Here is a 25,419-nt window from a genome sequence, read left to right as displayed (position 1 = left end):
GTGACGTGCCCCGGAGGGCGGCCGGTTCTACCGGCTGCCCTCCAGCGCTGCCACCGCGTCCCGGGCGGCCTTGATGGCACCCTTGTTGATCACATCCGTGCTGGGCGCCTTCTTCGACTCGAAGTCACTGCCGTTGTACGTGATCACCACCAGCGCGTTCGACGCGCGGACCAGGACCACACCCTCGCGGGTCTGCTGCTTGTCCTCGGTGGTCAGGTTCACGACGGAGTAGGCGGCGTCACCGAGACCGGGCACCACCCCGCCGCCGCTCTTCTCCGTCAGGCGGTCCTTGTACGTCTTCTCCGCCGCCGCGTCCGTGTCGGACAGCTCGAACGACACGTCGAGCCAGCGGTAGTCGTACCCCTTGAGCGCGTTCCAGGAGCAGGTGCGGCGCGCGTCCGTGTCCGTCGACGGAATCTCCTTGCCGGCCGCCTTGGCGCCCGGGACGAGGGACTTGATCGTCCCCGGGGTCACGGCCGAGCAGGGCGCCGGCGCGGCGGCGAAGGTCTTCGTGGCCGCCGATGTCGAGGGCGCGGTGGGCGCCGCGGACGCGCCCGTGGTGGCCGCCGTCTCGTTGTTGTCGGACGGCGCCGCGGCGAGCGGACCCGAGGACAGCGCCCAGCCGGCCGTGGCGAGCACGGCGACGGGCGCGAGGCGGGTGGTGAGTGCGAGCGGCAGAGGAAGGCTCAAGGCGCACTTCTCGTGGGGGACGGTGCGGAGGGGGTCCGCACTCCGGACGGGACGCCAGTGTCACATGACTGCCTGTGGGGCGGAAGTAAGAACTCGCTCCGTGGCGGTGCGATGACTGTCACTTGCCGTGGGCCGCCCGGACTGTCCGTCGGAATAGGCAAATCGGCGCCGATAGCGCCTAATTCCTCCTCAATGCTGTACAGCAAGGCGAAACTCGCATAGGTGATGAGGCAGGCATTTCGATAACAGCTTGCGCCGTTCCGCCCCCGTCCGCAGCCTTGACGCATGTCCTCCTCATCGGCCACCACGGAGAACCCGTCCCCCGAACTCCCCGCCGTGCGCGAGGAGATCCTCGACTACTACGCGCGCGGCAAGGAGGACGCCCGGATCCGGCGGGGTTCCGGGCGGCTTGAGTTCTGGCGGACCCAGGACGTGCTTCGGAGGCTGCTGCCCGCGGCTCCCGCGCGCGTGCTGGATGTCGGCGGGGGCAGCGGGGTGCACGCGGAGTGGCTTGCGCGGGACGGGTACGAGGTCGAGGTGATCGATCCCGTGCCGCTGCACGTGGACCAGGCGGGACGGTTGCCCGGCGTCACCGCGCGGCTCGGGGACGCCCGTGCGCTGCCCGTGGAGGACGCCTCCCAGGACGTGGTCCTGATGCTGGGGCCGTTGTACCACCTGCCCGAACGACCGGACCGGGTGAAGGCGTTGAGTGAGGCGCTGCGGGTCGTCCGGCCCGGGGGACCGGTGGTCGCGGCCACCATCAACCGCCATGCCGCACTGCACGACCTGCTTCGGAAGGAGCACTACTTCGACCCGGTTCACCGGGCCCACACCGACGAGGTCAGCGCCACCGGCCGACACGGCACCGTGGGGGGCCTGTTCACAACCGCCTACTTCGCCGAACCGACCGAGGTGCCGGCCGAGTTCAGCGAGGCCGGACTCGTCCCGGAAGGCCAGTACGGGCTGGAGGGTGTCGCCTGGCTCATGGGCGGTGTCGAGCAGTGGCTGGACGACCCGGAACGCCGCGAGGCCGTCATGTCCGCGACCCGTCGCATCGAGTCCGATCCGGCACTGCTCGGCGCGAGCGGCCACGTGCTGACGGCGGGACGGCGTCGGTCCTAACCGGGAGGTGAGCGGGCGCGGCTGGTGCAGCGGGTCTACCGGGTCCATCGGGAGCGCGGCACGGGGTACGTACGATCATCGGATCGTGTGCCGCAGTGAAGGAGCCGCCCGTGTTCACCACCCGACCCACGCTCCAGGGCACCTTCGGGATGGTGTCCTCCACGCACTGGCTGGCCTCTCAGTCGGCGATGGCCGTCCTGGAGGACGGCGGCAACGCGTACGACGCCGCCGTCGCCGCGGGCTTCGTCCTGCACGTCGTCGAACCGCATCTCAACGGGCCCGCCGGTGAGGTGCCGATCATCATCGCGCCGGCCGACGGCGAGGTGCGGGTGCTGTGCGGGCAGGGTGTCGCGCCCGCCGGGGCCACGGTCGCGCACTACCGGGGACTGGGACTCGATCTCGTACCCGGCACCGGCCCCCTCGCCGCCGCCGTGCCCGGCGCCTTCGACGCCTGGATGCTCCTGCTCCGCGACCACGGCACCAGGACGCTCGCCGACGTCCTCAAGTACGCCGTCGGGTACGCCGAGGACGGGCACGCGCCCGTGGAGAACATCGGCGCGACCGTGGAGACCGTACGGGTGCTGTTCGAGACGGAGTGGACCTCCTCCGCGGAGGTGTACCTGCCCGGCGGGCAGCCGCCCCGGCCCGGCCGGCTGTTCCGCAATCCCGCGCTCGCCGCCACCTGGAAGCGCCTGCTCGCCGAGGTCGCCGGGGCGGGGGACCGCGTCGCCCAGATCGAGGCGGCACGGGAGGTGTGGCGCACCGGATTCATCGCCGAGGCGCTCGTACGGCAGTCCGCGCGGCCCACCCTCGACACCAGCGGCACGCACCACACCGGCACCCTGACAGCCGCCGATCTCGCCTCCTGGTCCGCGTCCTACGAGGCCCCGGCGACCTACGACTGGCACGGCTGGACCCTCTGCAAGGCCGGCCCCTGGAGCCAGGGCCCGGCTCTCCTCCAGCAGCTCGCGCTGCTCCCGCCCGAGCTGCCCCAGTACGGCTCCGCCGACTACGTCCACCTGCTGATCGAGGGCTGCAAGCTCGCCATGGCCGACCGGGAGGCCTGGTACGGGGACGCGTCCGGCGGAGCCGACGTACCGCTCGACGAACTGCTGTCCGACGCCTACAACGCCGACCGGCGGACGCTCGTCGGAGACAAGGCCTCCTACGACCTGCGGCCCGGCAGCCCCGGCGGACGCACCCCGCGACTGTGCGCGCACGCGCGCGTGGTGACCACGGACGAACCCGGATTCGACCCCCTGGGAGCCGGGGAACCGACCGTCGCCAGACTCCCGGCCCCGTCCGCGCCCGGCGCGCCCGGCGAGCCCGAGATCGCCGCCGACGGCTCCACCCGGGGCGACACCTGCCACCTCGACGTCGTCGACCGCTGGGGAAACATGGTCGCGGCCACGCCCAGCGGCGGCTGGCTCCAGTCCAACCCCGTCGTACCCGAGCTGGGCTTCCCCCTCGGCACCCGGCTCCAGATGGCCTGGCTGGAGGAGGGCCTGCCGAACTCCCTCACCCCGGGCCGCCGCCCCCGGACCACCCTCACCCCCTCCGTCGCGCTTCGCGACGGGGTGCCGGTGCTGGCGTTCGGTACGCCCGGCGGGGACCAGCAGGACCAGTGGCAGCTGCACTTCTTCCTCGCCGTCGCCCTGCGCCCCCGGGTGCGCGGCGGTCTGGACCTCCAGGGCGCGATCGACGCCCCGAACTGGCACAACGACAGCTTCCCGGGTTCCTTCTACCCGCGCGGCGTGCGCCCCGGGAGTGTCACCGTCGAGGCCCGCACGGCGGACGGAGTGGTCGAGGAGCTGCGCAGCCGGGGGCACGACGTGACGATCGGTGACGACTGGTCCGAGGGCCGGCTGTGCGCGGTCGCCCGGGACCCGCAGACGGGTGTCCTGTCGGCGGCGGCGAATCCGCGGGGGATGCAGGGGTACGCGGTCGGGCGCTGATGTCCGAATCCTGGTCTTCAGGCGGATTCCATCCGATGTCCACCGGCCCGGCGGGGATTGTCAGTGGCGCGTGCTCTCATGGAGGCATGATCGAAGAAAACGAAACCATCGAAGAGTTTCTCGCCCGGCATGTGTCCGACGTCGAAGAAGCGGTCCGTGAGGCGGCGGCCGCGGAGATCATGCCGCGCTTCCGGCAGCTCGCCGCCCACGAGGTCGACCAGAAGAGCGGACCGCACGACCTGGTGACCGATGCCGACCGCAGGGCCGAGCTCTATCTCACCGAGGTGCTGCCCAAGCTGCTGCCCGGCTCCGTCGTGGTCGGCGAGGAAGCCGTGCACGCCAACCCCGCTTCGTACGAGGCGATACAGGGTGAGGCACCGGTCTGGATCGTCGACCCCGTGGATGGCACCCGCCAGTTCGTCCACGGCGACCCCGGCTTCTGCACGCTTGTCGCGCTCGCCCACCGAGGAGTCGTCCGCGCGTCGTGGACGTTCGCCGCGGCCCGCGACCAGCTCGCCACGGCGATCCGCGGACAGGGCGCCTTCCTCGACGGCACACCCCTGCACGCGGGCGTGCCCCAGCCCGGCAGTGACCTCCGGGTGGCCACCTCCCACCCGGACTACACGACCGACGAACAGAAGCGCGCGCTGCTCGGCCTGTGGACGGACGGCGTCCGGCCGCGCGCCTGCGGCTCCGCGGGCCTGGAGTATCTGGCCATCGCCCGGGGTGAGCTGGACGCCACCGCGTTCTCCTGGGAGGCCGCCTGGGACCACGCGGCGGGCATCCTCCTCGTCGAGGAGGCCGGCGGCGCCCACCTGACCCGCGCGGGCGAGCCGTTCCGCATAACCGGCGGCAATGTGCTGCCGTTCACCGCTGCGCGCGACGCGGCCACGGCTCGCCGGGTGGCGGAGCTGCTGTCGGGCGCAGCCTGATCTGCGGGCGGGCCGAACTGAAGCGCAGGGTGACGACCTCGAACTCGGCCACGGTGCCCACCGCGGGCCAGTCCGCGGGGTCGAAGGGCAGCCAGGCGATGTCCACGAAGGCGTCCACCGGCAGGTTGATGTCGACGAACAGCCCGGTCCGGCCCGGTCCCCACGGCAGCGCGCACACCATGCCGGTGACCAGGTACCCCTCGGGCAGCGGGCCGGTGGTGTAGTGGCTCAGATGCCGGTGCCGCAGAGCCGTGGACCACGCCCGCTCGAACTCCGGCTCGGTCACGTCCACCGCCTCCGGCGGCACCTCCACGGCGCCCTCGGTGAACGGTCCGTACACGGTCTGGTAGAGCTGCACGCCGAGGCGCCCGAACCGCTCTCGTACGAGGGCCAGTTGGGCCTGTGCGGCGGCCATCGAGGCACCGCCGGACGTGGTGCCGTCGGCATTCTGGAGGGGCTCGCAGGAGCGCGGGATCTCCAGTGCCGCCTCGAACACCGCCTGCCGCAGCACCCAGCCGTCGTCCTCGACCTCGAACCAGTGCCAGGCGGTGTCGTCGGTGCCCTCGCCGGGCGATTGGATGCGGAAACGGCGCGTCATCCGGCCGAGGTTACCCGCGCCGGGCAGTGTCGGTGTCCCGGCATATCCTGATCCGAAGTGGCCGTCGGCCGACAAAGGAGTCCGAAGGTGCCGTCGATGCTCGATGTGGTCGTGGTGGGGGCGGGCCCCAACGGGTTGACGGCTGCCGTGGAGCTGGCCCGGCGGGGCTTCTCCGTCGCCGTCTTCGAGGCACGCGACACCGTGGGCGGTGGTGCCCGGACGGAAGAGCTGACGCTGCCCGGCTTCCGGCACGACCCCTGCTCGGCGGCGCACCCGCTCGGCGTCAACTCCCCGGCGTTCAGGGCGATGCCGCTGGCGAGGTACGGGCTGGAGTGGCTGCACGCCGACCTGCCCATGGCGCACCCCTTCCTGGACGGCACGGCCGCGGTGCTGTCCCGTTCCGTGGCCGAGACGGCCGCCTCCTTCGGGCCGCGTGACGCGGGCGCCTACCGCAGGCTGGTCGAGCCGTTCCTCAGCAGGTGGGACACGCTGGCTCACGACTTCATGTCGCTGCCCCTGACCTCGCTGCCCCGCGACCCGGTCACTCTCGCCCGCTTCGGTCTGGCCGGCCTGCCACCCTCGACCTGGCTGATGCGCCGCTTCCGCGACGAGCGGGCGAAAGCACTGTTCGCAGGCCTCGTCGGACACGTCATGGCCCCGCTGAACGGGGTCGCCACCGGCGCCGTCGGCCTGGTCTTCGCCCTGGCGGCACACGCCCGCGGGTGGCCGGTCGCCCGAGGCGGTTCCCAGTCGATCTCCGACGCGCTCACCGCGTACCTGACGGACCTCGGCGGCGCAGTCCACACCGACTACGAGGTCAAGCGGCTGGACGACCTGCCACCCGCGCGTGCGTACGTCTTCGACACCTCACCGACCGCACTGGCCCGCATCGCGGGCTTCGGCGGCTACTACGAGCGCTATCGCTACGGCGCGGGCGTCTTCAAGATCGACTACGCGCTGGACGGCCCCGTGCCCTGGACAGCGCCGGAGGCCCGCACGGCGACCACCGTCCAGGTCGCCGCGGACCGGGCCGAGATCGACACCGCCCTGCGCGCCGCCTCCCGTGAGGGCCGGGCACCCGAGACCCCCTTCCTGATCACCGTCCAGCCGAGCGCCGTCGACCCCTCCCGGGCCCCCGCGGGCAAGCAGGTCTTCTGGGCCTACGGACACGTCCCGAACGGCTGGACGGGCGACCTCACCGACGCCATCGAGCGCCAACTGGAACGCTTCGCCCCCGGCTTCCGCGACCGGGTCCTCGCCCGCGCGACCGCCGGGCCGCCCCAACTCGCGGCCCGCAACGCCAACTACGTCGGCGGAGACATCGGATCCGGCGCGGCCAGCGGCCTCCAGCTCGTGATGCGCCCCAGGCTCTCCCTGTTCCCGTACGCCACCCCGCACCCGGCCGTCTTCATCTGCTCGTCGGCCACCCCGCCGGGTCCGGGCGTGCACGGAATGTCGGGACACAACGCGGCGAAGGCCGTCTGGAGAAGGCTGAGGCAGCCATGACCGCCATCACGCTCGTCAAGGGCGACATCACCCGACAGAGTGCCGACGCGATCGTCAACGCGGCCAACTCGTCACTCCTGGGCGGCGGAGGCGTGGACGGAGCGATCCACCGCAGGGGCGGCCCCGAGATCCTCGCGGCCTGCCGGGCACTGCGCGCCGGCCACTACGGCAAGGGTCTGGCCACCGGCCAGGCTGTCGCCACGACCGCGGGCAAGCTCGACGCGCGCTGGGTGATCCACACGGTGGGGCCCCGCTTCCTCCCCGAGGAGGACCGGTCGGCACTGCTGGCCTCGTGCTATCAGGAGTCGCTCAGGGTCGCCGACGAACTCGGCGCCCGCACGGTGGTGTTCCCCGCCGTCTCCGCCGGCATCTTCGGGTGGCCGATGCAGGACGCGGCTCGTATCGCGGTGGAGACCGTGCGGGCCACGGAGAGCGCGGTCGAGGAGGTACGGTTCGTCCTCTTCGACGATCAGGCGTACGAGGCGTTCGCCGCGCAAGTGCACTGCTGACGGCGGGGGTTCGGTCCCGTTGACCGGTGCGGGTGCGAGCGCCCGTATGAAGGCCGGGTCCACGTGCCCGGGCCGAGGCGCCCATGGTGAGGCCCGGGACACCGGACCCGGCGACGGGCGGCCCCGGGCCGGAGCGGTCACGGGCCGTCGCGACGTCAGGGTGACGGTTCGGCCTCCCCCTGGGTTGCCCGCAGGTCGGCCAGCAGTTCCGCCTGTCCGGCCAGCACGCCGGACAGGATGACCCGCGCGACCCGGAGCAGTTCGGCCACGTGCGGGCTGGTCAGCGAGTAGTACACGGTCGAGCCCTCCTTGCGGGTGACGACCAGGTTGGCCCGCCGTAACACCGCCAACTGCTGCGAGAGGTGCGCGGGTTCGATGCCGACCTCGGGCAGCATCTCCGCGACCGCGTGCTCACGTTCGCTCAGCAGTTCCAGGACGCGGATACGGGCCGGATGACCGAGGGTCTTGAAGAACTCGGCCTTGAGTTGGTACAGCGGCGTGCTCATCGCGCCGTCGCCTCCCCGGGGCAGCGGTACGACCGCGCCGGCCGATCCTCGGCGCATCGCACCCACCCATTCATGAACACCATGGCGCTCATCCTCGCCCGCGACGCCCGCCGGACAGAATCCGGCCGGGGACACCGGGCCGCACGGATCCCGGTCGCCCCGTCCCGCGGGAAGCGCGACCGGCGGGTGGGCGTACGGCGCGCGGGCCCGCGTCCCAGGTCCCTGCGGGGGCGGGGGAGGGCCGCATCGGCTCCGGACACGTCGGCCGCGTACCGGGTGGCGGGGGTGGTGCTCATCGGGGCGACCCCTCGCCGTTGCCCGTGGACCCGTCCGTGGTGGTGTTCCTGGCCCGGGCCGCGCTCCTTGGCCCGTTCCTGGCCCTCGGGGCCGGTACGGCGGTCAGGACTCCGGTGGATTCCAGGTGGGCGCGCGCTCCCCGGATCGCCTCGGGGGTGGTGCCGTACTCACGCTCCTCCTGGCGCAGCAGGCCCAACAGGCCGACGGAGTCGAGGACCTGACGCTGGCCGGAGCGTATTCCGGAGAACATGACGACGATGCCGCGCCGGTTCAGTTTCTGGACCGCGTCCTTGAGGACCAGCGCGCCCGTCGCGTCCACGGTCGACACCCGGGACATCCGCAGGATCACGACCCGTACGTCCGCCACCTCGGTCAGCTCAAGCAGGAAACGGTGGGCGGCGGCGAAGAACAGCGGCCCGTCGATGCGGTAGGCGACGATGTGCTCGGCCAGCAGGGCGTGCTCCTCGGCGCTGTGGTCGTCCCGGTCCAGCGGGACCTCGTCGAGGCGGGCCTGCATGGCCACGGCCCTGAGCGCCAGGGCCCCCGCGACGACCAGGCCGATGATCACCGCGTACACCAGGTCGAGGGCGAGGGTGGCGACGGCGGTGAGAACCAGGATCAGCGCGTCGGAGCGGGTCGCCCTGGCCATCGCCCGCAGTGAACCGACTTCGACCATGCGGATCGCGGTGGCCAGCAGGACGCCTGCCAGCGCGGCCAGCGGAATCTTCGAGACCAGCGGCGCCGCCGCGAAGACGATCACCGCCAGGACCACGGCATGGGTGAGCGCGGCGAGCCGGGAACCGGCACCCGAACGGACGTTCACGGCGGTCCGGGCGATCGCTGCCGTGGCCGGGACGCCGCCGAACAACGGAGCGGCGAGGTTGGCGACGCCCTGCCCGAACAGTTCCCGGTCCGGGTCGTGCCGCTGGCCGACCGTCATGCCGTCCGCGACGGTCGCCGACAGCAGCGACTCCAGCGCGGCCAGCGCCGCCACCGCCACGGCCGGAGCGAGCAGCGAGGACAGCGCGGACAGGTCGAGGAACGCCAGCGAGGGTGCGGGCAGGCCGGCGGGCAGATCTCCGATCGGAGCGGCCGCGTCCAGCCGGAAGACCTGGGCCAGGACGGTGGCGACGATCACCGCCACGATCGAGAACGGGACGGTCGGCCGCCATCGCGCACCGACCAGCATGACGAGCGCGACACCCGCGGCCAGCACGAGCGCCGTCCAGTTGGGATGGCGGACGAAAGCCTCGACGGCGCGCCAGGCGACGGTGAGGACCTTGTCGCCCTCGGGCCGCGCCACGCCCAGCGCGTTCGGCAGCTGCTGAAGGCCGATGACGCAGGCGATACCGAGCGTGAAGCCCTCGACGACGGGGGCGGGCACATATCGCATGTACTTGCCCGCACGGGCCAGGGCGAGCCCGATCAGCAGCAGCCCGGCCAGCAGTCCGACGGTCAGCACACCGCCCGGCCCGTACCGGGCGACGATCGGTACGAGGACCACGGTCATCGCCCCGGTCGGCCCCGACACCTGCAGATTCGATCCGCCGAACACCGCGGCCAGCGCGCCCGCGACCACCGCGGTCGCCAGTCCCGCCGCCGCACCGAGGCCGGAGGACACTCCGAAGCCGAGTGCGAGGGGGAGCGCCACGATCGCCACGGTCAGCCCGGCGAGGAGATCCCGGCGCGGATCGCGGGCCATCGCCTCGACGTCGGCACGCACGGGAAGCAGGGACCGTACCGATCCCCATGCGCGGACCGCGCCGCTCACTCCGGGGTGACCTGGTACAGCGAAACGGACACGTCCGGCTCCTTCTCTCCACCTGGCTGTCTGGACCGACGCAGCTATCTGCGAACACAGCCAATAGAGCATCTAGCCAATTGCGAAATTATGCAATTCTGCATCCCTGCTGTGTCACTGCGCAGCTGTCCGATCCGGGACCTCCCTGGACACGCCACCTTGATGTCGGATTCCCGCCAGCCCCGGCCCGGCCCAGCACCGATGCTGGACGTATGCGGAACGCCATGCACACCGACACCGAGCACTGCGTACGCGCCGTCCGGTCCAAGGACGCGCGCTTCGACGGCTGGTTCTTCACGGCGGTCCTGACCACCCGGATCTACTGCCGGCCCAGCTGCCCGGTGGTGCCGCCCAAACCCGAGAACATGACCTTCTACCCGAGCGCGGCGGCCTGTCAGCAGGCGGGATTCCGCGCCTGCAAACGGTGCCGGCCCGACACCAGCCCCGGCTCACCGGAGTGGAACCAGCGCGCCGACCTCGTGGCCCGCGCGATGCGGCTGATCGGCGACGGGATCGTGGACCGCGAGGGCGTCCCCGGCCTCGCCGCCCGCCTCGGCTACAGCACCCGCCAGGTCGAACGGCAGCTCCTCGCCGAACTGGGCGCCGGTCCGCTCGCCCTCGCCCGCGCCCAGCGCGCCCAGACCGCACGGCTCCTCGTCGAGACGACCGCGCTGCCCATGGCGGAGATCGCCTTCGCGGCCGGCTTCTCCTCGATCCGCACCTTCAACGACACCGTCCGCGAGGTCTTCGCCCTCTCCCCGAGCGAACTCCGCGCCCGCCTCCCGAAGCCACGCGCCGACGCCCGTCCGAGCGGCGCGGCCACGCCCATCGGCACCCCGGCCGCCCTGAACCTCCGCCTCCCCTTCCGCGCCCCGCTCAACCCCGACAACCTCTTCGGCCACCTCGCCGCGACCGCCGTACCCGGCGTGGAGGAATGGCGCGACGGCGCCTACCGTCGGACCCTGCGTCTTCCTTACGGACACGGCGTCGTCGCCCTCGCCCCGAAAGCCGACCACATCGCGTGCCGCCTCACCCTCAGCGACCTGCGCGACCTGCCCGTCGCCATCAGCCGGTGCCGCCGGCTGCTCGACCTGGACGCCGATCCGGTCGCGGTCGACGAGCAGCTGCGTACGGATCCGTTGCTGGCGCCGCTCGTCGCGAAGGCCCCGGGGCGGCGGGTCCCGCGCACGGTCGACGAGGCGGAGTTCGCCGTACGGGCGGTACTGGGCCAGCAGGTCTCCACGGCCGCCGCCCGTACCCACGCGGCCCGGCTCGTCACGGCGTACGGCGACCCGGTCGGCGATCCGGAGGGCGGCCTCACCCACCTCTTCCCGACCCCGCGGGCGCTGGCCGCCCTCGACCCCGAGTCCCTGGCCATGCCCCGCACCCGGCGGACCACATTCACCACCCTTGTCCGTCAACTCGCCGACGGAACAATTCACCTGGGGGTCGAGAGCGACTGGCCCCAGGCCCGCGCCCGGCTCCTCGCCCTGCCCGGCTTCGGCCCCTGGACCGTCGACGTCATCGCGATGCGTGCCCTCGGCGACCCCGACGCGTTTCTCCCCACGGACCTCGGAATCCGCCGCGCGGCAAAGGAGTTGGGCCTCCCGTCGACACCGGCCGCGCTCACCGCACACGCGGCAGCCTGGCGGCCGTGGCGGGCGTACGCGGTCCAGTACCTGTGGGCGACGGACAGCCACCCGATCAACTTCCTTCCCGCATCAGGACGTCAGGAGCAGCAATGAGGCAGCACACGGTCATCGACAGCCCGTACGGCCCCCTCACCCTCGTGGCCGACGACGGGGTCCTCTGCGGCCTCTACATGGTCGGCCAGCGTCACCGTCCGCCCGAGGAGAACTTCGGCGCCCGCGACGACACGCCTTTCGGGGAAACGGCCGACCAGCTGGAGGCCTACTTCCGGGGGGAGTTGAAGGAGTTCACCCTCGAACTCCGCCTGCCCGGAACCGACTTCCAGCGCAGTGTCTGGGAGCAGCTGTGCCGTATCCCGTACGGCGAGACCCGCTCGTACGGCGAACTCGCCCACGCCCTCGGCAGTCCGAAGGCGTCCCGGGCCGTGGGCCTCGCCAACGGCAGGAACCCGGTCGGCATCATCGTGCCCTGCCACCGGGTGGTCGGCGCCGACGGCAGCCTCACCGGGTACGGGGGCGGCCTGGAGCGCAAGCAGCGACTGCTGGACTTCGAACGGGGGCCGGCGCTCTTCTGACTCCTCCGCGCCTTCGCCCCGCACCCCGTACTCCCCTCCACCTTCGTCCCGCACCTTGTAGCCCGCCGCGCCCCGGCGCATGATGTGAAGCGCTTTCTGTCGCGTTCATGGCAATGATCTGGGCGGGTGTGCCGATGGGCGCGCGCCTCGAAGGGCGGTAGACGATGGAGTTCACCAGCCGTTCCGCAGGTTCCACGCCGTCCGAATCCGGTGGTGTGAGCAGACGGCGTGTGCTGCAAGGGGCCGCCGTGGGTGTGGGTGCGGTGGCCCTGCCGACGGGCGGGACGGCGTCGGCGGTGCAGGTCGAAGCAGTGGGGCGGCAGACCTTCGGCCTGAATCTCGACTGGCGGTTCATCAGGTCGAATGTCGCCGGCGCCGAACGCGCCACGTTCGACGACTCCGGGTGGGCCGTGGTCAGCGCGCCGCACACCTACAACGACGTGGACTCCTTCGACAACTGGATCGGCAGCTCGGGCGAGTCCTCGGTGGCGATGCAGCCGACCTGGTATCGCAAGCGCTTTCAGTTACCGGTCGAGCAGGCGGGCCACAAGGTGATCCTGGAACTGGAGGGCATCCGCCAGGCCGCCACCGTCCACCTCAACGGCGTCCTGATCGGCAGTTACGAAGCCGGCGTCACACCCTTCGGCTTCGACCTCACCGACGAGGTCCTGTTCGGCGCCGACAACGTGCTCGCGATCTGCGCGGACAACACCAAGTGGCGGCCGGAATCCGCTACCGGGATGCCCTTCCAGTGGGACACCCGGGACTTCAACCCCACCTTCGGCGGCCTCACCCGCAACGTCGTCCTGCACGTCGTCCCGAAGACCCACTTCACGCTCCCGCTCCACAGCAACCTGGGCACCACGGGGACCTACGTCTACCCGTCCGCCGTCAACGTCTCCGGCCACACCGCGACGATCAACGCGGAGGCGCAGATCAGCAACGAGGAGGACCGGTCCCGGACGCTGTCGGTGTCCGCCGAAGTCCTCGACGAGCAGGGCGTGCCCGTGGGCACGCTGCCCGCCTCCACGGTCACCCTGGCCGCCGGTACCAGCCATGTCGTCAAGGTCGGCAGCCGGATCAGCAGGCTGAACTTCTGGTCGCCGTCGTATCCGGCCCTCTACACCGTGCGGCTGACACTCGCGGAGGGGACGACGGTCGTGGACACGTACACGGTGCGCACCGGCTTCCGGAAGGCCGAGTTCCGTGGCGGGGCGAGCACCGGCGGCGTGTACATCAACGACAGGCAGATCTTCCTCACCGGTTACGCGCAGCGCGCCACCAACGAATGGGCGGTGCTCGGCGACGCCGTACCCGAGTGGCTGCGCGACCACGACGGCCGGCTCATCCGGGAGAGCAACGCCAACCTGATCCGCTGGATGCACCTCGCCGCGCAGCCCGCGAACATCCGGATGACCGACCGGTACGGGCTGGTGTCGGTCCAGCCCGCCGGGGACAAGGAGGCCGACGTCACCGGCGTGCAGTGGGACCAGCGCCTCGCCGCGATGCGGGACGTGATGATCTACTTCCGCAACAGCCCGAGCATCCTGTTCTGGGAGTCCGGCAACAACTGGCTGACCGCCGACCACCAGCGGCAGATGCGCGCACTGAAGCAGACCTGGGACCCCGGCGGCATGCGCGCGATCGGCTCCCGGGCCACCTCCGACAACTCCGCCTACGGCGGCACGGCGGCCGTCGACCAGTGCGAGTACATCGGCACGATGCTCAACCGCCACTACAGCGACTACGCCCGCGACCGCATGCCCCTCATCGAGTCCGAGTTCACCCGCGACGAGGCCCCCCGCCGTGTCTGGGACACCGCCTCCCCACCCGACTTCGGCTACGTCACCGGCCCCGACGTCACCTACCACTGGACCTCCGAGGACTTCGCCGCGACCGTGGCCGCCAGCTACCGCTACGAGTTCTGGAGCCAGCGCATCCAAGGGCCGGGCAACCAACGCTACTCGGGAGCGGCGGCCCTGACCTGGGCGGACTCCAACCAGCACGGCCGCCAGTACAACTGGGAGACGTGCCGCCTCTCCGGCCGCGTCGACGCGGTGCGCATCCCCAAGGAGACCTACTACACCCACCGCGTCATGCAGAGCCCGACCCCCGACCTCCACATCGTCGGCCACTGGACCTACCCGTCCGGCACGGTGAAGCCGGTGTACGTCATGGCGGCGGGCGTCGCCCGGGTGGACCTGCTGGTCAACGGCAGGTCGGTCGGTACGTCCACCGCCCCGCAGTACGACTTCCTGCACACCTTCGCGAACATCACCTGGCAGTCCGGCACGATCACAGCCGTCGGCTACGACTCGGCCGGCACCGAACTGACCCGCGCCCAGAAACAGACGACTGGCACACCGGCCGCCCTCCGGCTCACCGCACACGTCTCACCCGACGGTCTGAAGGCCGACGGCACCGACGTTGCGATGATCGACGTCGAGGCGGTGGACTCGGCGGGCCGCCGCGTACCCACCGACCAGGCTCGCGTGGACTTCACGGTCACCGGCCCGGCGAAACTGCTCGGCGGCCACAACCCGGGCGTCCCGTACAGCGTGTTCCAGTCGTACGTCAGCACGGAGGCGGGCATCAACAGAGTCTTCGTACGCACGACGCGCACCGCGGGCCCCGTCACCGTCCGCGCCACCCGCAACGGCCTGGCCACCGCCACGGTGACGATCACGTCCACACCCGTCGAGACGACGGGAGGACTCACGGAGCCCCCGCCGCTGTGAACCCCGTGCGCCTAGGCCGCCCCGAACTCCCGCAGCCCGCGCAGCAGTTGGGGCAGGGCCGTGCCGATCGGTTCCCGTACGACCTCGTCGGCCCGGTCGTCGTACGGGGTCGGCTCGGCGTTGACGATGACGAGCCGGGCGCCGTGGTCGGCGGCGACACCGACGAGCCCGGCGGCGGGGTGGACCTGGAGGCTGCTTCCGACGGCGATGAACACCTGGCAGGCCTTGGTGACGGCGAGGGCGTCACCGAGGACGACCGGGTCGAGGCGCTGACCGAACATCACCGTCGCCGACTTCAGAATCCCCCCGCACGTCAGACACGGCGGATCGTCCTCACCGGCCTCCACCCGGGCGAGAGCGTCCTCCATGGGACCGCGCGCATGGCACTCGGTGCACACGAACTCCCTTGCGGTGCCGTGCAGTTCGAGTACCTTCCGAGCCGGCATCCCGGCGAGCTGGTGCAGCCCGTCCACGTTCTGCGTGATCACCCGCACGGGCACCCCGGCCCGCTCCAGCTCGGCCACGGCCAGGTGCGCGGCGTTGGGCTCGGCCCGCAGGGTCTCGTTATCGCGCCGCATCCGCCAGGAACGGCGCCGGATCTCGGGATCGCTCATGTAGTACTCGTACGTCACGAGCTTCTCGGCCTCGGGATCGCGCCGCCACAGGCCGCTCGGGCCCCGATAGTCAGGGATGCCGGAATCGGTCGAGATGCCGGCGCCGCTGAGCACGGCGACGAGGGGCTTGGTCATGGTGCCGAGGGTAGGTCCCGGGGTTCGGGTCGGCGACCGGTTATCGGCGCGAGGCCCGTCCTCCACGGCCGGTGCACGAACAGGCGCCCGGTGTTGGTGTCCGCCCCATGGCAGCCGAGGTCTCCGTGTCCCTCGACGCCGGACTCGTCGTCGAGGGCATGGTGCTCGCAGGCGTCGAGAACCCTCAGGACGCCGTCGAACTCGTCGTACGTGACTGCATCACGCGCGGTCACCGGACAGAGGCCCGGGTCGCCGAGCGCGACGACACTCGGCGGGCGGCGGACGAGGTGACGCCGCCGGACGTCCAGGGCTGAACCCGCCTCCCGGGGTGCGCGTCAGGCCACCCGGCTGCCGTTCTCCAGTTCCGCGGTTCCCCCGCCCGCCGCCAGGACGTCGAGGGCGTGCAGGACCCGGCGGCCCAGGGAGCCCTGGAGGTACTCGGCGAGGTCCTCGCGCGCCACGAGCCGCCACGACAGCAGCTCCTCCTCCTGCAACCTGATCGACTTGAGCTCGTCCTCGCCGAGCACACCACCGTCGTACAGATACGCCACCAGCGGCGGGTGGCCCGCGATGTGGACCCAGTCGACAGCCAGCAGGCGGCCGGGTTCACGGTCGAGGCCGATCTCCTCAAGGGTCTCCCGGCGCGCGCCCTGGCGTGGGGTCTCCCCGTCGTCCGACTCGATCGTGCCGCCCGGAAGTGCCCAGCCGTCACGGTAGTTGGGCTCGACGAGCAGGATCCGTCCGTCGGCGTCACGGAAGAGCGCGGCGGCGCCGGCCAGCACACGGGGCAGGCCGGCGATGTACGTGGCGAAGTCTTGGATGGTCATCCGGGAAGCGTAACCAGGGCAGATGGCCCGGTGAGGCCCGTCGGTGTTCCGTCACACCTGCGGGTGGCCCAACCGAACGGTCCGCTCCGCCAGTTCGCTGATCCGCACCCCGTCGAAGCCGAACACCGCGCTGCGTACGGTGTCCTCCAGCGGGTCCTTCCACCGGCTCGGGATCGCCCGCGCGCCGCACAGCACGCCCGCCACCGAGCCCGCGGTCGCGCCGTTTGAGTCGGTGTCCAGGCCGCCCCGGACGGTCAGGGTGATCGTGCGGGTGAAGTCGCCGTCCCCGTACAGCAGCCCCGCGGTGAGGACGGCGACGTTCGGCACCGTGTGGATCCAGCCGAGCCCGGCGGTCTCCCCGGCGACCGCATCGAGCGTGTCCTCCCAGGTCAGCCGGGCCTCGTGCAGCGACAAGACCCGGCGCACCGTACGGGCCAGTCGGCTGCTCGTCGGGATCACCGTCAGCGCCGTGTCCAGGGCGTGGCGCACAGTGGGTGCCGTGAACGCCGCCGAGATCAGTGCCGCCGCGAACATCGCCCCGTACACGCCGTTGCCCGTGTGGGAGAGGACGGCGTCCCTGCGGGCGAGGTGGGCGGCGCGGCGGGGGTCGTCCGGGCAGGTCCAGCCGTAGATGTCGGCGCGGATCAGGGCGCCGATCCACTCCTGGTACGGGTTGTCGTACGTGGCGGTCAGCGGCGGCCTGAGACCGGCGGTGAGGTTGCGGTAGGCGGCGCGTTCCGCCGTGAACGTCTGGAGGAACGGCAGGCGCAGCAGCCACAGTTCGCCGACCTGCTCGGTGCTGAAGCCGAAACCGTGTGTCTCCAGCAGGGCCAGGCCGAGGATCGCGTAGTCGACGTCGTCGTCACGGCAGCTGCCGTGGATCCGGCCGCGTACGCACCGACGCCACTCGGGGCGCAGTTCGAAGCCGTCCGTCCCGCCCTCCCCGTCCTCGCTGTCGGGCGGCGGCCCGGGCAGGTAGTCGGTGAGCGGCAGGGCGCCCGTCAGGCGCAGATAGCGGTCGATGCGGTCGCGCGTCCAGTGGTCGCCCTGTTCGACCGGCTTGCCGAGCATGTTGCCCGCGACGCGGCCCAGCCAGCCGCCGAGGACGCGGTCGGCGACGTCGGGCCCGGTTCGTACAGGGGTCATGTGTCCGGTCTACCACTTCGCGCCGGCACGGATGCCCTGCTGTGAGCGGCCGGGAAGGCATGACGGGGCGGGTCCCCTGCGGTTAAGGTCGCAGCGGCGCGACTGCCCTGCTGGTTCGGGGCCGAGAGCAAGGGGAAAACAGGGTGGCGGACGCTGCGGTATCGGCGAAGGTGACAGGTGTGCGGACGGCTCGGGTGCTGATCGCCGCCGACAAGTTCAAGGGGTCGCTGACGGCTGTGGAGGTCGCCGAGCGGGTGACCGCCGGGCTGCGCAGGGCCGCCCCCGGTGTCGAGGTCGAGTCGCTGCCCGTGGCCGACGGCGGCGACGGAACGGTGGCCGCCGCGGTCGCCGCCGGATTCGAACGGCGTGAGGTACGGGTCGCGGGACCGCTCGGGCACGAGGTGACGGCCGCGTTCGCGCTGCGCGGAGACACCGCCGTGGTGGAGATGGCGGAGGCGAGCGGGCTCCAGCGGCTGCCCGCGGGCGTCTTCGCGCCGCTCACGGCATCGACGTACGGCTCCGGCGAACTGCTGCGGGCCGCGCTCGACGCGGGCGCGCGCACGATCGTCTTCGGGGTCGGCGGCAGCGCCACCACCGACGGGGGCGCGGGCATGCTGTCCGCGCTCGGCGCACGCTTCCTGGACGCCGACGGCGAGCCCGTCCCGCCCGGGGGCGGCGGCCTGGACGGTCTCGCCACGGCCGACCTCTCGGGCCTCGACACCCGTCTCGCGGACGTCGACTTCGTGCTGGCCAGCGATGTGGACAACCCGCTGACCGGGCCGAAGGGCGCGCCCGCGGTGTACGGCCCGCAGAAGGGTGCCTCCCCGGACGACGTGGCCGCTCTGGACGAGTCCCTCGCGCACTACGCGAAGGTCCTGGAGACGGCGCTCGGCGCGAAGGCCGCCGAGTACGCGGCCGCCCCGGGTGCGGGCGCCGCCGGCGGCATCGGCTACGGCGCCCTGGTTCTCGGCGCCCGGTTCCGGCCGGGCATCGAGGTCATGCTCGACGTCCTCGGCTTCGCGGCGGCCCTGGACCGCGCCACGCTGGTGATCACCGGTGAGGGTTCCCTCGACGAGCAGACCCTGCACGGCAAGGCCCCGGCCGGTGTCGCGGCGGCGGCCCGGGCCGAGGGCCGCGAGGTCGTCGCGGTCTGCGGACGCCTCGCCCTGCGCCCGGAGGCACTGGGCCGGGCCGGCATCCGACGCGCGTACCCCCTGACGGAGATCGAGCCGGACCTCGCCAAGTGCATCGCGGACGCCGGGCCGCTCCTGGAGCGGGTCGCGGAGAACATCGGACGGGACTTCCTGGTCTGAGGCCCGCGGGACGCCGACCACGTCATTGGGCGAGCCGTGCGGCCTCCTCCTGCGCGCCCGTCGGCCCCGACAGCCGGTACGCGTCCAGCGCCAGCGTCATCTCGATCAGATCGCGCGGCCTGGCCAGTGACCGGGACGTCAGCTGTTCCAGCCGCCGCAGCCGGTTGAACACCGTGTTGCGGTGGCAGTACAGCCGTCCCGCGGCCCGTCCCGCCGAGCCCTCGCAGGCCAGCCACACGTCCAGCGTCTCCAGCAGCACGTCCCGGTCGGCCGGTTCCAGCCCGACCAGGGCGCCGAAGACGGACGAGACCAGCCGGTTCGCGAGTTCCGGCTGGCTCACCACCAGCGCCGTCGGCATCCGCTGATCCAGCCGTACGACCTCGTCGGCGTCCGGCGGGCAGGTACGCAACGCCAGTTCCGCCAGCCGCCGGGCCCGCCCCAGCTCGGCCAGCCCCGGGACGACGGGACTGATCCCGCCCGCTCCCGAACACCGCCCGCTCAGCGCCTGCGCCACCGCGTCGAGCCCCTGGTCGGGCCCCAGTAGCACCACGCCGACCTCCTGGTCGGCCCGCATCCGCCACACGAACCGGTACCCGGCGCCCCGTAACGGCCGGTGGAAGGCCTCCCGGGGGTCCCGCCGCTCCGCCCGCAGCACCACCACGGCGTACGCGCCCCGCTCCGGCAGATCGAGCCCCGCCGCTGCCCTGGCGGCCAGCCCCGGCGACTCCTGACCGTCGAGCAGGGCGTCCAGCAATGCCTGCAACTGCTCGTCTGTACGCCGCCGTAGCTCCATCTCGGTCGCCCGGTAGGCCTCCGACGCCGTCGCCGCCTGCGCGTCGATCGCCGACCACACCAGGGTCGCCGACCGCATCAGCACACCGAGCCGTTCCGGGTCCTGGCCGCCCGCGCCCTCCAGCAGCGCGTCCCAGACCAGATAGCCCGCACTCCGGTACGCGTGCACCAGGAGCTCCAGCGGCAGCCCCTGCTGGGCGCGGCGCCGGCCCGCGTCCTCCGCGTACTCCAGGTCGCGGCGCGGTGAGCCCCGGGGCGCGGAGATCGTCCCGATGCCGATCCGCATCGCCTCCTCCGCCTCCCGCCACTGCTGGTCGTACGGGAGGACCTGCCCGTAGACGGGGGAGTGCTCCGACAGTTGCCGCACATGTTCGTCGACCAGCTCCGGCACCCGTTCCAGCAGTGCCGTGCAGGACTCGGCGAGCACCTGCCAGTCATGACCCGTACGCCTTCTGCGCGGTCCCATGAGCGGAGGATGCCACCGTCCGCTCCCCTTCGGCAGGCCCCTGACACGCAGCGTTGTGCACGCGCACAACGGGCGGCGGAGTCCGCTGGTCCCCGGCCACGTTTCGCCGCGGTTTCGGCCGCGACCCGTGGACGGACGCCGGACGCGGTGCTGGGGTGAGCGCCACACCGGACGTGTGTGCGGGAGGGAGCGGACGCCATGGGCGGTGGGACAAGGGGATCTCCGGGCGGTTCTCCGGACGGTTCCCCGGGCGGTTCAGCGGACAGGACGCCGCGCAGGACCTCGGGCGGGACTCCGGGCGGGACCTCCGGTGGCGCCGCCCTCGTCGTACGGGACCTGACGGTCGGCTACGGGCCCGTGCGCGCCCTCCGTCAGGTGTCGCTGGAGGTGCCCGAGGCCGCCGTCGTGACGGTGCTGGGCGGCAACGGCGCCGGCAAGTCCACGCTGCTGCGCGCCATCAGCCGCACCCTGTCCTTCCAGGGCGGGGCGACGACCGGCGGCACCGTCACCCTCGGCGGACGCCGGATCGACGGGCTCGCCCCCGACCGGGTGGTGGCCGCCGGGGTGTCCCAAGTCCCCGAAGGACGGCGGGTGTTCGCCCGGATGACGGTCGCCGACAATCTGCGTGCCGGAGCCCTGGGCGCGAGCGGCGGACGCGTGGAACGGGCCGCCGCCCTGCGCCGCGTGCACGAACTGTTCCCCGTCCTCGCCGAGCGCGCCCAGCAGCGCGCCGGGCTGCTGTCGGGCGGCGAGCAGCAGATGCTGGCCGTCGCGCGCGCCCTCATGGCCGCCCCCAAGGTCCTGCTCCTCGACGAGCCGTCACTCGGCCTGGCCCCGCTGATGGCCGCGCGCATCGCCGACACCGTGCGTGAGATCAACGCCCAGGGCACCTCCATCCTGCTCGTCGAACAGAACGCCGCCCTGGCTCTGAAGCTGGCCACGCAGGCATACGTCCTGGAGGTCGGCGAGGTCACCCTCTCCGGCCCCTGCGCCGAACTCGCCGCCTCCGACGAGGTGCGCCGCCGCTACCTGGGAGTGGTGGACGAGGACGCGGCGGCGGACGCGGCAGGGGCGATGACCGGAGCGGGTGCGTCCGGGTCGACACGGTCCACTCCGAGGTTGACCAGATGGGAGGGTTGATCCACATTGACCACACTTGACGGACCTGCATCCACCATTGACGAGCAATCCGTACCGTCCCTCAACGTTGATCACCTCACCGTGCGCTTCGCCGGGCTCCTCGCCCTCGACGACGTCACCTTCACGGTCCGCCCCGGCACCGTCCACGCCCTGATCGGCCCCAACGGCGCGGGCAAGTCCACCTGCTTCAACGTCCTGTCCGGTGTCTACCGGGCCACCTCCGGCAGCGTCCGCTTCGGCGAGCACGAGCTGACCGGCATGCCCCCGCACCGCATCGCCGGCCTCGGTGTCGCCCGCATCTTCCAGAACCTCGCCCTGCCGCCCCACGCCACCGTCGAGGACAGCCTGCTGCTCGGCCGCCACCGGCTGACCAGGACCGGCTTCGTCGCCGCCGGACTCCGGCTGCCGTCGGCGGCCCGCGAGGAACGCAGGCACCGCGCGCGGGTACGGGAGATCGCCGGGTTCGTCGGCCTGGAGGAGCACCTGGGGCGCCCCGCCGGCTCCCTGCCCTACGGGCAGCAGAAGCTCGCGGAACTCGCCCGGGCCCTGTGCATGGAGCCACGGCTGCTGCTCCTCGACGAACCGGTGGCCGGGATGACCGCCGACGAACGGCGCCGGGTCGCGGCCGTCATCGCCGGTGTCCGCGACAGCCTCGGCATCTCGATCGTCCTGGTGGAGCACGACATGGGGGTGGTGATGAGACTCGCGGACACCGTCACCGTCCTGGACTTCGGCCGCCTGATCGCGGACGGGGCCCCGGCGGACGTACAGAACGACCCGGACGTCGTACGGGCCTATCTCGGCGAGGAGGCCACCCCGTGAGCACCTTCGCCGAACTGCTCCTCAACGGCATCTCCATGGGCTCCGTCTACGCCCTCATCGCCCTCGGCTTCGTCGTGATCTTCCGAGCCACGGAGGTCGTCAACTTCGCGCACGCCTCCCTGCTGCTCGCCGGCGGCTACGTCACCGCCTCCCTCCACGACGACATCGGCTTCTGGCCCGCGCTGCTCGCGGGAATCGCCGGGGCCGCGCTCGTCGGCGCGGCCGTGGAGTTCCTGGTGATGCGCCGCGCCCGGGGCGGCGACCACAGTGTGCTGGCCATCGTCACCATCGGCGTCGACATCCTGCTGACCACCGAACTCACCCGCCGCCTCGGTACGGACGTCCTCGCGCTCGGCGACCCCTGGGGCGACGCCGTCCTCACCCTCGGCCCGATCTCGCTCGCGCACACCCGGATCGCCGCCTTCGTCGCCGCGGCCCTGCTCATCACCGCCTTCCTGCTCGCGTTCCGCTACACGAGCTGGGGCGTGGCGATGCGCGCGGCGGCCGAGAGCCCGGAGACGGCAGCCCTCATGGGGGTCAGGCTGGGCCGGGTCTCGCTCGGCGCCTGGGCCGTCGCGGGCGGACTCGCGGCCGTCGCCGCCCTCTTCCTCACCGTCTTCCCGACCCCGGGACTGGAACGGGCCACCTCCCTCGCCGCGTTCAAGGCGTTCCCGGCCGCCATCCTCGGCGGCCTCGACTCCACGACCGGCGCCCTCGTCGGCGGCCTGGTGGTGGGCGTCACCGAGTCCCTCGCCACCGGCTACCAGAGCGACCTGGCCTTCATGGGCCGGGGCCTCGGCGACCTCGCGCCCTATCTGGTCATGGTCGCGATCCTGCTCGTCCGGCCCGCCGGGCTCTTCGGCACGAAGGAGCCCGCCCGTGTCTGACGTCCTCGCCGACCCGGCCACCGAGCCCCGAAGCGCGCTCCGCCGACCGCACGCGCGCACGTACACGGCCGCCGCGGGCGCCCTTCTGCTCCTCGCCCTCCCGTTCTACCTGGACCGCTTCTGGCTCCAGGCGGGCCTGTTCGCCATGGCCGCCGCGATCGGCGCCATCGGCATCAACCTCCTCACCGGCGCCACCGGCCAGCTCTCCATGGGCCACGCCTTCTTCCTCGCGGTCGGCGCCTACGGCTACTGCGTGTTCGCCGCCGACGGGGACGACGGGCTCACCGGGCTGGGACTGCCCACCTGGCTCGCGGTCGTGCTCGCCACGCTCGTCGCGGGCGCCGCGGGCGGCCTGTTCAGCCCGATCGCCGGCCGCCTGCGCGGCCCCTACCTCGGTATCGCCACCATCGCCCTGATCTTCATCGGCCAGCACGTCCTGTTCAACGCCCGAGATCTCACCGGCGGCTTCAACGGCCGTGACGTACCGCCGCTGAGCCTCTTCGGCCTCACCTTCGACGACCGTGAGCTCCTGGTCGCCGACGTGCCGTTCGGCTCCGCCGAGAAGCTCTGGTACGCCGGGCTCGTCCTCCTGCTCGGGGGCGCGCTGTTCGCCCGTGGCGTCCTGCGCGGGCGCCCGGGGCGGGCCATGAACGCCGTCCGCGACCACCGCATCGCCGCCGGGGTGATCGGCGTGCCCGTGGCCCGCTACCGTGCCGCCGTCTTCGTCCTGTCCTCGATGTACGCGGGGCTGGCCGGCGTCCTGCTCGCCCTCGTCTTCCAGCGGACCGTGCCCGACTACTACGGCATCACGCTCTCGCTGGAGTACCTCGCCATGATCGTCATCGGCGGGCTCGGCTCGGTCTCCGGGGCGGTGGTCGGCGCGGCCTTCGTCTCGCTGCTGCCGCAGCTGCTGACCCGCTACAGCGACGCCCTGCCGCTGGTCTCCGCCCCGGGCACGGGCGGGATCGCACCGGGCGAGGCGTCCCGGTACCTGTACGGCGCCGCCGTCGTGGCGGTGGTGCTCTTCCTGCCGGGCGGGCTGGTCAGACTGGCCGCCGCCCGGCGCCGCTTCGGACGCAATCCAGGGGAGGAACGATGACCACGAGATACGCGGCCCGAGCCGCCGCGGGCGCGCTCGCCGTGCTGCTCGCAGTGGCCGGGTGCAGCTCCAAGGCCAAGGACGACGACGGGGGCGACAGCGCTTCGGCGTCGGCGGGCGGCGTCAAGACCGACGTGGGCGTGTCCGACAGGACGATCACGCTCGGCGCGCTCACGGACATGACCGGGGTCTACGCGACCCTCGGCAAGAGCGTCACCCAGGCCCAGCAGCTCTACGTGAAGCAGCTGAACGCCGTTGGAGGCGTCTGCGGCCGTCAGGTGGCCCTGACCGTCCGCGACCACGGCTACGACCCGCAGAAGGCCGTCTCCGGCTACACGGAGCTGGCACCGAAGGTGCTGGGCTTCGCCCAGTTCATCGGCTCGCCGTTCGTCGCGGCGGTGAAACAGCGCATCGACGGCCAGGACAAGGTCCTGGTGCTGCCGCAGGCGTGGGCCGCCTCACTGCTCGGCAGTCCGTACATACGCGTGATCGGGTCAACGTACGACATCGAGACGATCAATGCGATCGACTTCCTGATCAATGAGAAGGGGATCAAGAAGGGCGACAAGATCGGTCATGTCTACTTCGAGGGGGACTACGGGGAGAGCGCCCTGGCCGGTGCCAAGTACATGGCGGAGAAGTCGGGGCTGACGATCGTCGAGCAGAAGATCAAGCCGACCGACAACGACATGACCGCCCAGGTCGCCGCGTTGAAACAGGCGGGCGTCAAGGCGATCGTGATCAGCGCCGGACCGCGCCAGGCCGCCTCGCTGGTCGGAGTGGCCGCGGCCGGCGGCTTCGGCGTCCCGGTCATCGGCAACAACTCGGCCTTCGCCCCGCAGCTCCTGGCCACCCAGGCGGGCCCGGCCCTGTCCGCGAACTACTGGGTCGCCTCACCGTCCCTGCCCATCGGGGCGGACACCCCGCAGGCGCAGAAACTCGTGGCCGACTACCGGGCCGCGTACCCGAGCGACTCGCTGGACAACGGCGTGGTGGCCGGCTGGACGGCGGCCTCCGTCTTCGGCGAGGCACTGAAGAAGGCCTGCGCGAGCAAGGACCTCACCCGCGAGGGCGTGGACAAGGCCCTGCTGACGATCAACGCGTTCGACGTCGGCTTCGGCAGCCCGCAGGACTTCACCGACCCGAAGTCCCCCTCCTCCAAGGAGAGCGTGATCCTCCAGCCCGACAAGAGCGCGACAGGAGGCATGAAGGTCGTACGGGAGTCCGAGGCGTCGTCCGTCGCGGAGGGTTACTCGCCGGGCGCGTGAGCCCTGGCATGGGCCCTGGCATGGGCCCGGAG

At 72.2% G+C, this 25,419-nt stretch carries 23 protein-coding genes; 15 read left to right on the top strand and 8 right to left on the bottom strand.

Annotated features, from left to right (window positions below; all coding sequences use genetic code 11):
* Window positions 1-27: 27 nt before the first annotated feature.
* Window positions 28-690, bottom strand: coding sequence for a hypothetical protein (locus OG595_RS06960; protein WP_329269000.1), 663 nt, complete (start codon window positions 688-690; stop codon window positions 28-30).
* A 285-nt stretch (window positions 691-975) separates the two neighbouring features.
* Here OG595_RS06960 and OG595_RS06955 point away from each other — a divergent pair, with 285 nt between their 5' ends.
* The 3 genes from OG595_RS06955 (at window position 976) to OG595_RS06945 (ending at window position 4,699) form a co-directional block, all read left to right on the top strand.
* On the top strand, window positions 976-1,812 hold the full coding sequence (locus OG595_RS06955) for a class I SAM-dependent methyltransferase (RefSeq protein ID WP_329268997.1): 837 nt from the start codon (window positions 976-978) through the stop codon (window positions 1,810-1,812).
* A 110-nt stretch (window positions 1,813-1,922) separates the two neighbouring features.
* The gene (locus tag OG595_RS06950; RefSeq protein ID WP_329268994.1) at window positions 1,923-3,767 is read left to right on the top strand and encodes a gamma-glutamyltransferase family protein; all 1,845 of its coding nucleotides are present in this window, start codon (window positions 1,923-1,925) and stop codon (window positions 3,765-3,767) included.
* An 86-nt stretch (window positions 3,768-3,853) separates the two neighbouring features.
* A complete protein-coding gene (locus tag OG595_RS06945) occupies window positions 3,854-4,699 on the top strand; it encodes an inositol monophosphatase family protein (RefSeq protein ID WP_329268992.1) in 846 nt (281 codons plus the stop codon).
* Here OG595_RS06945 and OG595_RS06940 read toward each other — a convergent pair.
* Window positions 4,635-5,297 carry a hypothetical protein gene (locus tag OG595_RS06940; RefSeq protein WP_329268990.1) on the bottom strand — a complete coding sequence of 221 codons (663 nt, stop codon included), beginning with the start codon at window positions 5,295-5,297 and terminating at the stop codon, window positions 4,635-4,637. The two genes, OG595_RS06945 and OG595_RS06940, sit on opposite strands and share 65 nt — an antisense overlap.
* 96 nt (window positions 5,298-5,393) lie before the next feature.
* On the opposite strand from OG595_RS06940, the gene OG595_RS06935 reads away from it, so the two are divergent.
* Window positions 5,394-6,803, top strand: coding sequence for a phytoene desaturase family protein (locus tag OG595_RS06935; protein ID WP_329282705.1), 1,410 nt, complete (start codon window positions 5,394-5,396; stop codon window positions 6,801-6,803).
* Window positions 6,800-7,312, top strand: a complete 513-nt coding sequence (locus OG595_RS06930; protein WP_329268988.1) for an O-acetyl-ADP-ribose deacetylase — start codon at window positions 6,800-6,802, stop codon at window positions 7,310-7,312. The genes OG595_RS06935 and OG595_RS06930 overlap by 4 nt, the downstream gene beginning before the upstream one ends.
* A gap of 155 nt (window positions 7,313-7,467) precedes the next feature.
* On the opposite strand, the gene OG595_RS06925 is transcribed toward OG595_RS06930, so the two are convergent.
* Window positions 7,468-7,818, bottom strand: a complete 351-nt coding sequence (locus tag OG595_RS06925) for an ArsR/SmtB family transcription factor (RefSeq protein ID WP_329268985.1) — start codon at window positions 7,816-7,818, stop codon at window positions 7,468-7,470.
* 292 nt (window positions 7,819-8,110) lie between these two features.
* Window positions 8,111-9,817 (bottom strand): SulP family inorganic anion transporter, encoded by a 1,707-nt coding sequence (locus OG595_RS06920; protein ID WP_329282703.1) that lies wholly within the window; start codon window positions 9,815-9,817, stop codon window positions 8,111-8,113.
* A gap of 311 nt (window positions 9,818-10,128) precedes the next feature.
* Between OG595_RS06920 and OG595_RS06915 the strand changes: the two genes are divergently transcribed.
* From OG595_RS06915 to OG595_RS06905, 3 genes are all read left to right on the top strand, one after another.
* Complete coding sequence (locus tag OG595_RS06915) at window positions 10,129-11,661, top strand: AlkA N-terminal domain-containing protein (RefSeq protein WP_329268982.1); 1,533 nt, start codon at window positions 10,129-10,131, stop codon at window positions 11,659-11,661.
* A complete protein-coding gene (locus OG595_RS06910) occupies window positions 11,658-12,140 on the top strand; it encodes a methylated-DNA--[protein]-cysteine S-methyltransferase (RefSeq protein WP_329268979.1) in 483 nt (160 codons plus the stop codon). The genes OG595_RS06915 and OG595_RS06910 overlap by 4 nt, the downstream gene beginning before the upstream one ends.
* A gap of 215 nt (window positions 12,141-12,355) precedes the next feature.
* A complete protein-coding gene (locus OG595_RS06905) occupies window positions 12,356-14,878 on the top strand; it encodes a glycoside hydrolase family 2 protein (RefSeq protein WP_329268976.1) in 2,523 nt (840 codons plus the stop codon).
* A gap of 11 nt (window positions 14,879-14,889) precedes the next feature.
* Here the strand turns inward: OG595_RS06905 and OG595_RS06900 are convergent, their stop codons facing one another.
* Window positions 14,890-15,627 carry an SIR2 family NAD-dependent protein deacylase gene (locus OG595_RS06900; RefSeq protein ID WP_329268974.1) on the bottom strand — a complete coding sequence of 246 codons (738 nt, stop codon included), beginning with the start codon at window positions 15,625-15,627 and terminating at the stop codon, window positions 14,890-14,892.
* A 107-nt stretch (window positions 15,628-15,734) separates the two neighbouring features.
* On the opposite strand from OG595_RS06900, the gene OG595_RS06895 reads away from it, so the two are divergent.
* A complete protein-coding gene (locus OG595_RS06895) occupies window positions 15,735-15,941 on the top strand; it encodes a DUF2191 domain-containing protein (RefSeq protein ID WP_329268973.1) in 207 nt (68 codons plus the stop codon).
* A 21-nt stretch (window positions 15,942-15,962) separates the two neighbouring features.
* Here OG595_RS06895 and OG595_RS06890 read toward each other — a convergent pair whose 3' ends face one another.
* The gene (locus tag OG595_RS06890) at window positions 15,963-16,454 is read right to left on the bottom strand and encodes an NUDIX hydrolase (RefSeq protein WP_329268972.1); all 492 of its coding nucleotides are present in this window, start codon (window positions 16,452-16,454) and stop codon (window positions 15,963-15,965) included.
* Between the two features lie 51 nt (window positions 16,455-16,505).
* Entirely contained in the window at window positions 16,506-17,600 is a 1,095-nt protein-coding gene (locus OG595_RS06885) for an ADP-ribosylglycohydrolase family protein (protein ID WP_329268969.1), read from the bottom strand.
* 194 nt (window positions 17,601-17,794) lie between these two features.
* Here OG595_RS06885 and OG595_RS06880 point away from each other — a divergent pair, with 194 nt between their 5' ends.
* Window positions 17,795-18,913 carry a glycerate kinase gene (locus OG595_RS06880; RefSeq protein ID WP_329282702.1) on the top strand — a complete coding sequence of 373 codons (1,119 nt, stop codon included), beginning with the start codon at window positions 17,795-17,797 and terminating at the stop codon, window positions 18,911-18,913.
* A gap of 22 nt (window positions 18,914-18,935) precedes the next feature.
* Here the strand turns inward: OG595_RS06880 and OG595_RS06875 are convergent, their stop codons facing one another.
* A complete protein-coding gene (locus OG595_RS06875; protein ID WP_329268967.1) occupies window positions 18,936-20,171 on the bottom strand; it encodes a PucR family transcriptional regulator in 1,236 nt (411 codons plus the stop codon).
* A gap of 198 nt (window positions 20,172-20,369) precedes the next feature.
* Between OG595_RS06875 and OG595_RS06870 the strand changes: the two genes are divergently transcribed.
* The 5 genes from OG595_RS06870 to OG595_RS06850 are packed head-to-tail and all read left to right on the top strand — an operon-like array spanning window position 20,370 to window position 25,387.
* Window positions 20,370-21,311 (top strand): ABC transporter ATP-binding protein, encoded by a 942-nt coding sequence (locus tag OG595_RS06870; RefSeq protein WP_329268965.1) that lies wholly within the window; start codon window positions 20,370-20,372, stop codon window positions 21,309-21,311.
* Window positions 21,312-21,347: 36 nt separating this feature from the next.
* Window positions 21,348-22,133, top strand: coding sequence for an ABC transporter ATP-binding protein (locus OG595_RS06865; RefSeq protein ID WP_329282699.1), 786 nt, complete (start codon window positions 21,348-21,350; stop codon window positions 22,131-22,133).
* Entirely contained in the window at window positions 22,130-23,020 is an 891-nt protein-coding gene (locus OG595_RS06860; RefSeq protein ID WP_164415737.1) for a branched-chain amino acid ABC transporter permease, read from the top strand. The genes OG595_RS06865 and OG595_RS06860 overlap by 4 nt, the downstream gene beginning before the upstream one ends.
* The gene (locus tag OG595_RS06855; protein ID WP_329268961.1) at window positions 23,013-24,119 is read left to right on the top strand and encodes a branched-chain amino acid ABC transporter permease; all 1,107 of its coding nucleotides are present in this window, start codon (window positions 23,013-23,015) and stop codon (window positions 24,117-24,119) included. Before OG595_RS06860 ends, OG595_RS06855 begins: the two co-directional genes overlap by 8 nt.
* A complete protein-coding gene (locus OG595_RS06850; protein WP_329268958.1) occupies window positions 24,116-25,387 on the top strand; it encodes an ABC transporter substrate-binding protein in 1,272 nt (423 codons plus the stop codon). Before OG595_RS06855 ends, OG595_RS06850 begins: the two co-directional genes overlap by 4 nt.
* The last annotated feature ends 32 nt before the right edge of the window (window positions 25,388-25,419 follow it).

This window comes from Streptomyces sp. NBC_01451 (assembly GCF_036227485.1).
Lineage (GTDB): Bacteria > Actinomycetota > Actinomycetes > Streptomycetales > Streptomycetaceae > Streptomyces.
Note: the sequence above shows the minus strand (reverse complement) of the source record. Positions and strands in the feature narration are given on the sequence as shown.

Coding starts and splice junctions, on each gene's coding strand:
- OG595_RS06910 (WP_329268979.1), top strand. CDS start 11,658: ATGAGGCAGCACACGGTCATCGACAGCCCGTACGGCCCCCTCACCCTC.
- OG595_RS06850 (WP_329268958.1), top strand. CDS start 24,116: ATGACCACGAGATACGCGGCCCGAGCCGCCGCGGGCGCGCTCGCCGTG.
- OG595_RS06925 (WP_329268985.1), bottom strand. CDS start 7,818: ATGAGCACGCCGCTGTACCAACTCAAGGCCGAGTTCTTCAAGACCCTC.
- OG595_RS06885 (WP_329268969.1), bottom strand. CDS start 17,600: ATGACCCCTGTACGAACCGGGCCCGACGTCGCCGACCGCGTCCTCGGC.
- OG595_RS06955 (WP_329268997.1), top strand. CDS start 976: ATGTCCTCCTCATCGGCCACCACGGAGAACCCGTCCCCCGAACTCCCC.
- OG595_RS06915 (WP_329268982.1), top strand. CDS start 10,129: ATGCGGAACGCCATGCACACCGACACCGAGCACTGCGTACGCGCCGTC.
- OG595_RS06870 (WP_329268965.1), top strand. CDS start 20,370: ATGGGCGGTGGGACAAGGGGATCTCCGGGCGGTTCTCCGGACGGTTCC.
- OG595_RS06895 (WP_329268973.1), top strand. CDS start 15,735: ATGGCAGCCGAGGTCTCCGTGTCCCTCGACGCCGGACTCGTCGTCGAG.
- OG595_RS06875 (WP_329268967.1), bottom strand. CDS start 20,171: ATGGGACCGCGCAGAAGGCGTACGGGTCATGACTGGCAGGTGCTCGCC.
- OG595_RS06945 (WP_329268992.1), top strand. CDS start 3,854: ATGATCGAAGAAAACGAAACCATCGAAGAGTTTCTCGCCCGGCATGTG.
- OG595_RS06940 (WP_329268990.1), bottom strand. CDS start 5,297: ATGACGCGCCGTTTCCGCATCCAATCGCCCGGCGAGGGCACCGACGAC.
- OG595_RS06930 (WP_329268988.1), top strand. CDS start 6,800: ATGACCGCCATCACGCTCGTCAAGGGCGACATCACCCGACAGAGTGCC.
- OG595_RS06890 (WP_329268972.1), bottom strand. CDS start 16,454: ATGACCATCCAAGACTTCGCCACGTACATCGCCGGCCTGCCCCGTGTG.
- OG595_RS06900 (WP_329268974.1), bottom strand. CDS start 15,627: ATGACCAAGCCCCTCGTCGCCGTGCTCAGCGGCGCCGGCATCTCGACC.
- OG595_RS06935 (WP_329282705.1), top strand. CDS start 5,394: ATGCTCGATGTGGTCGTGGTGGGGGCGGGCCCCAACGGGTTGACGGCT.
- OG595_RS06920 (WP_329282703.1), bottom strand. CDS start 9,817: ATGGCCCGCGATCCGCGCCGGGATCTCCTCGCCGGGCTGACCGTGGCG.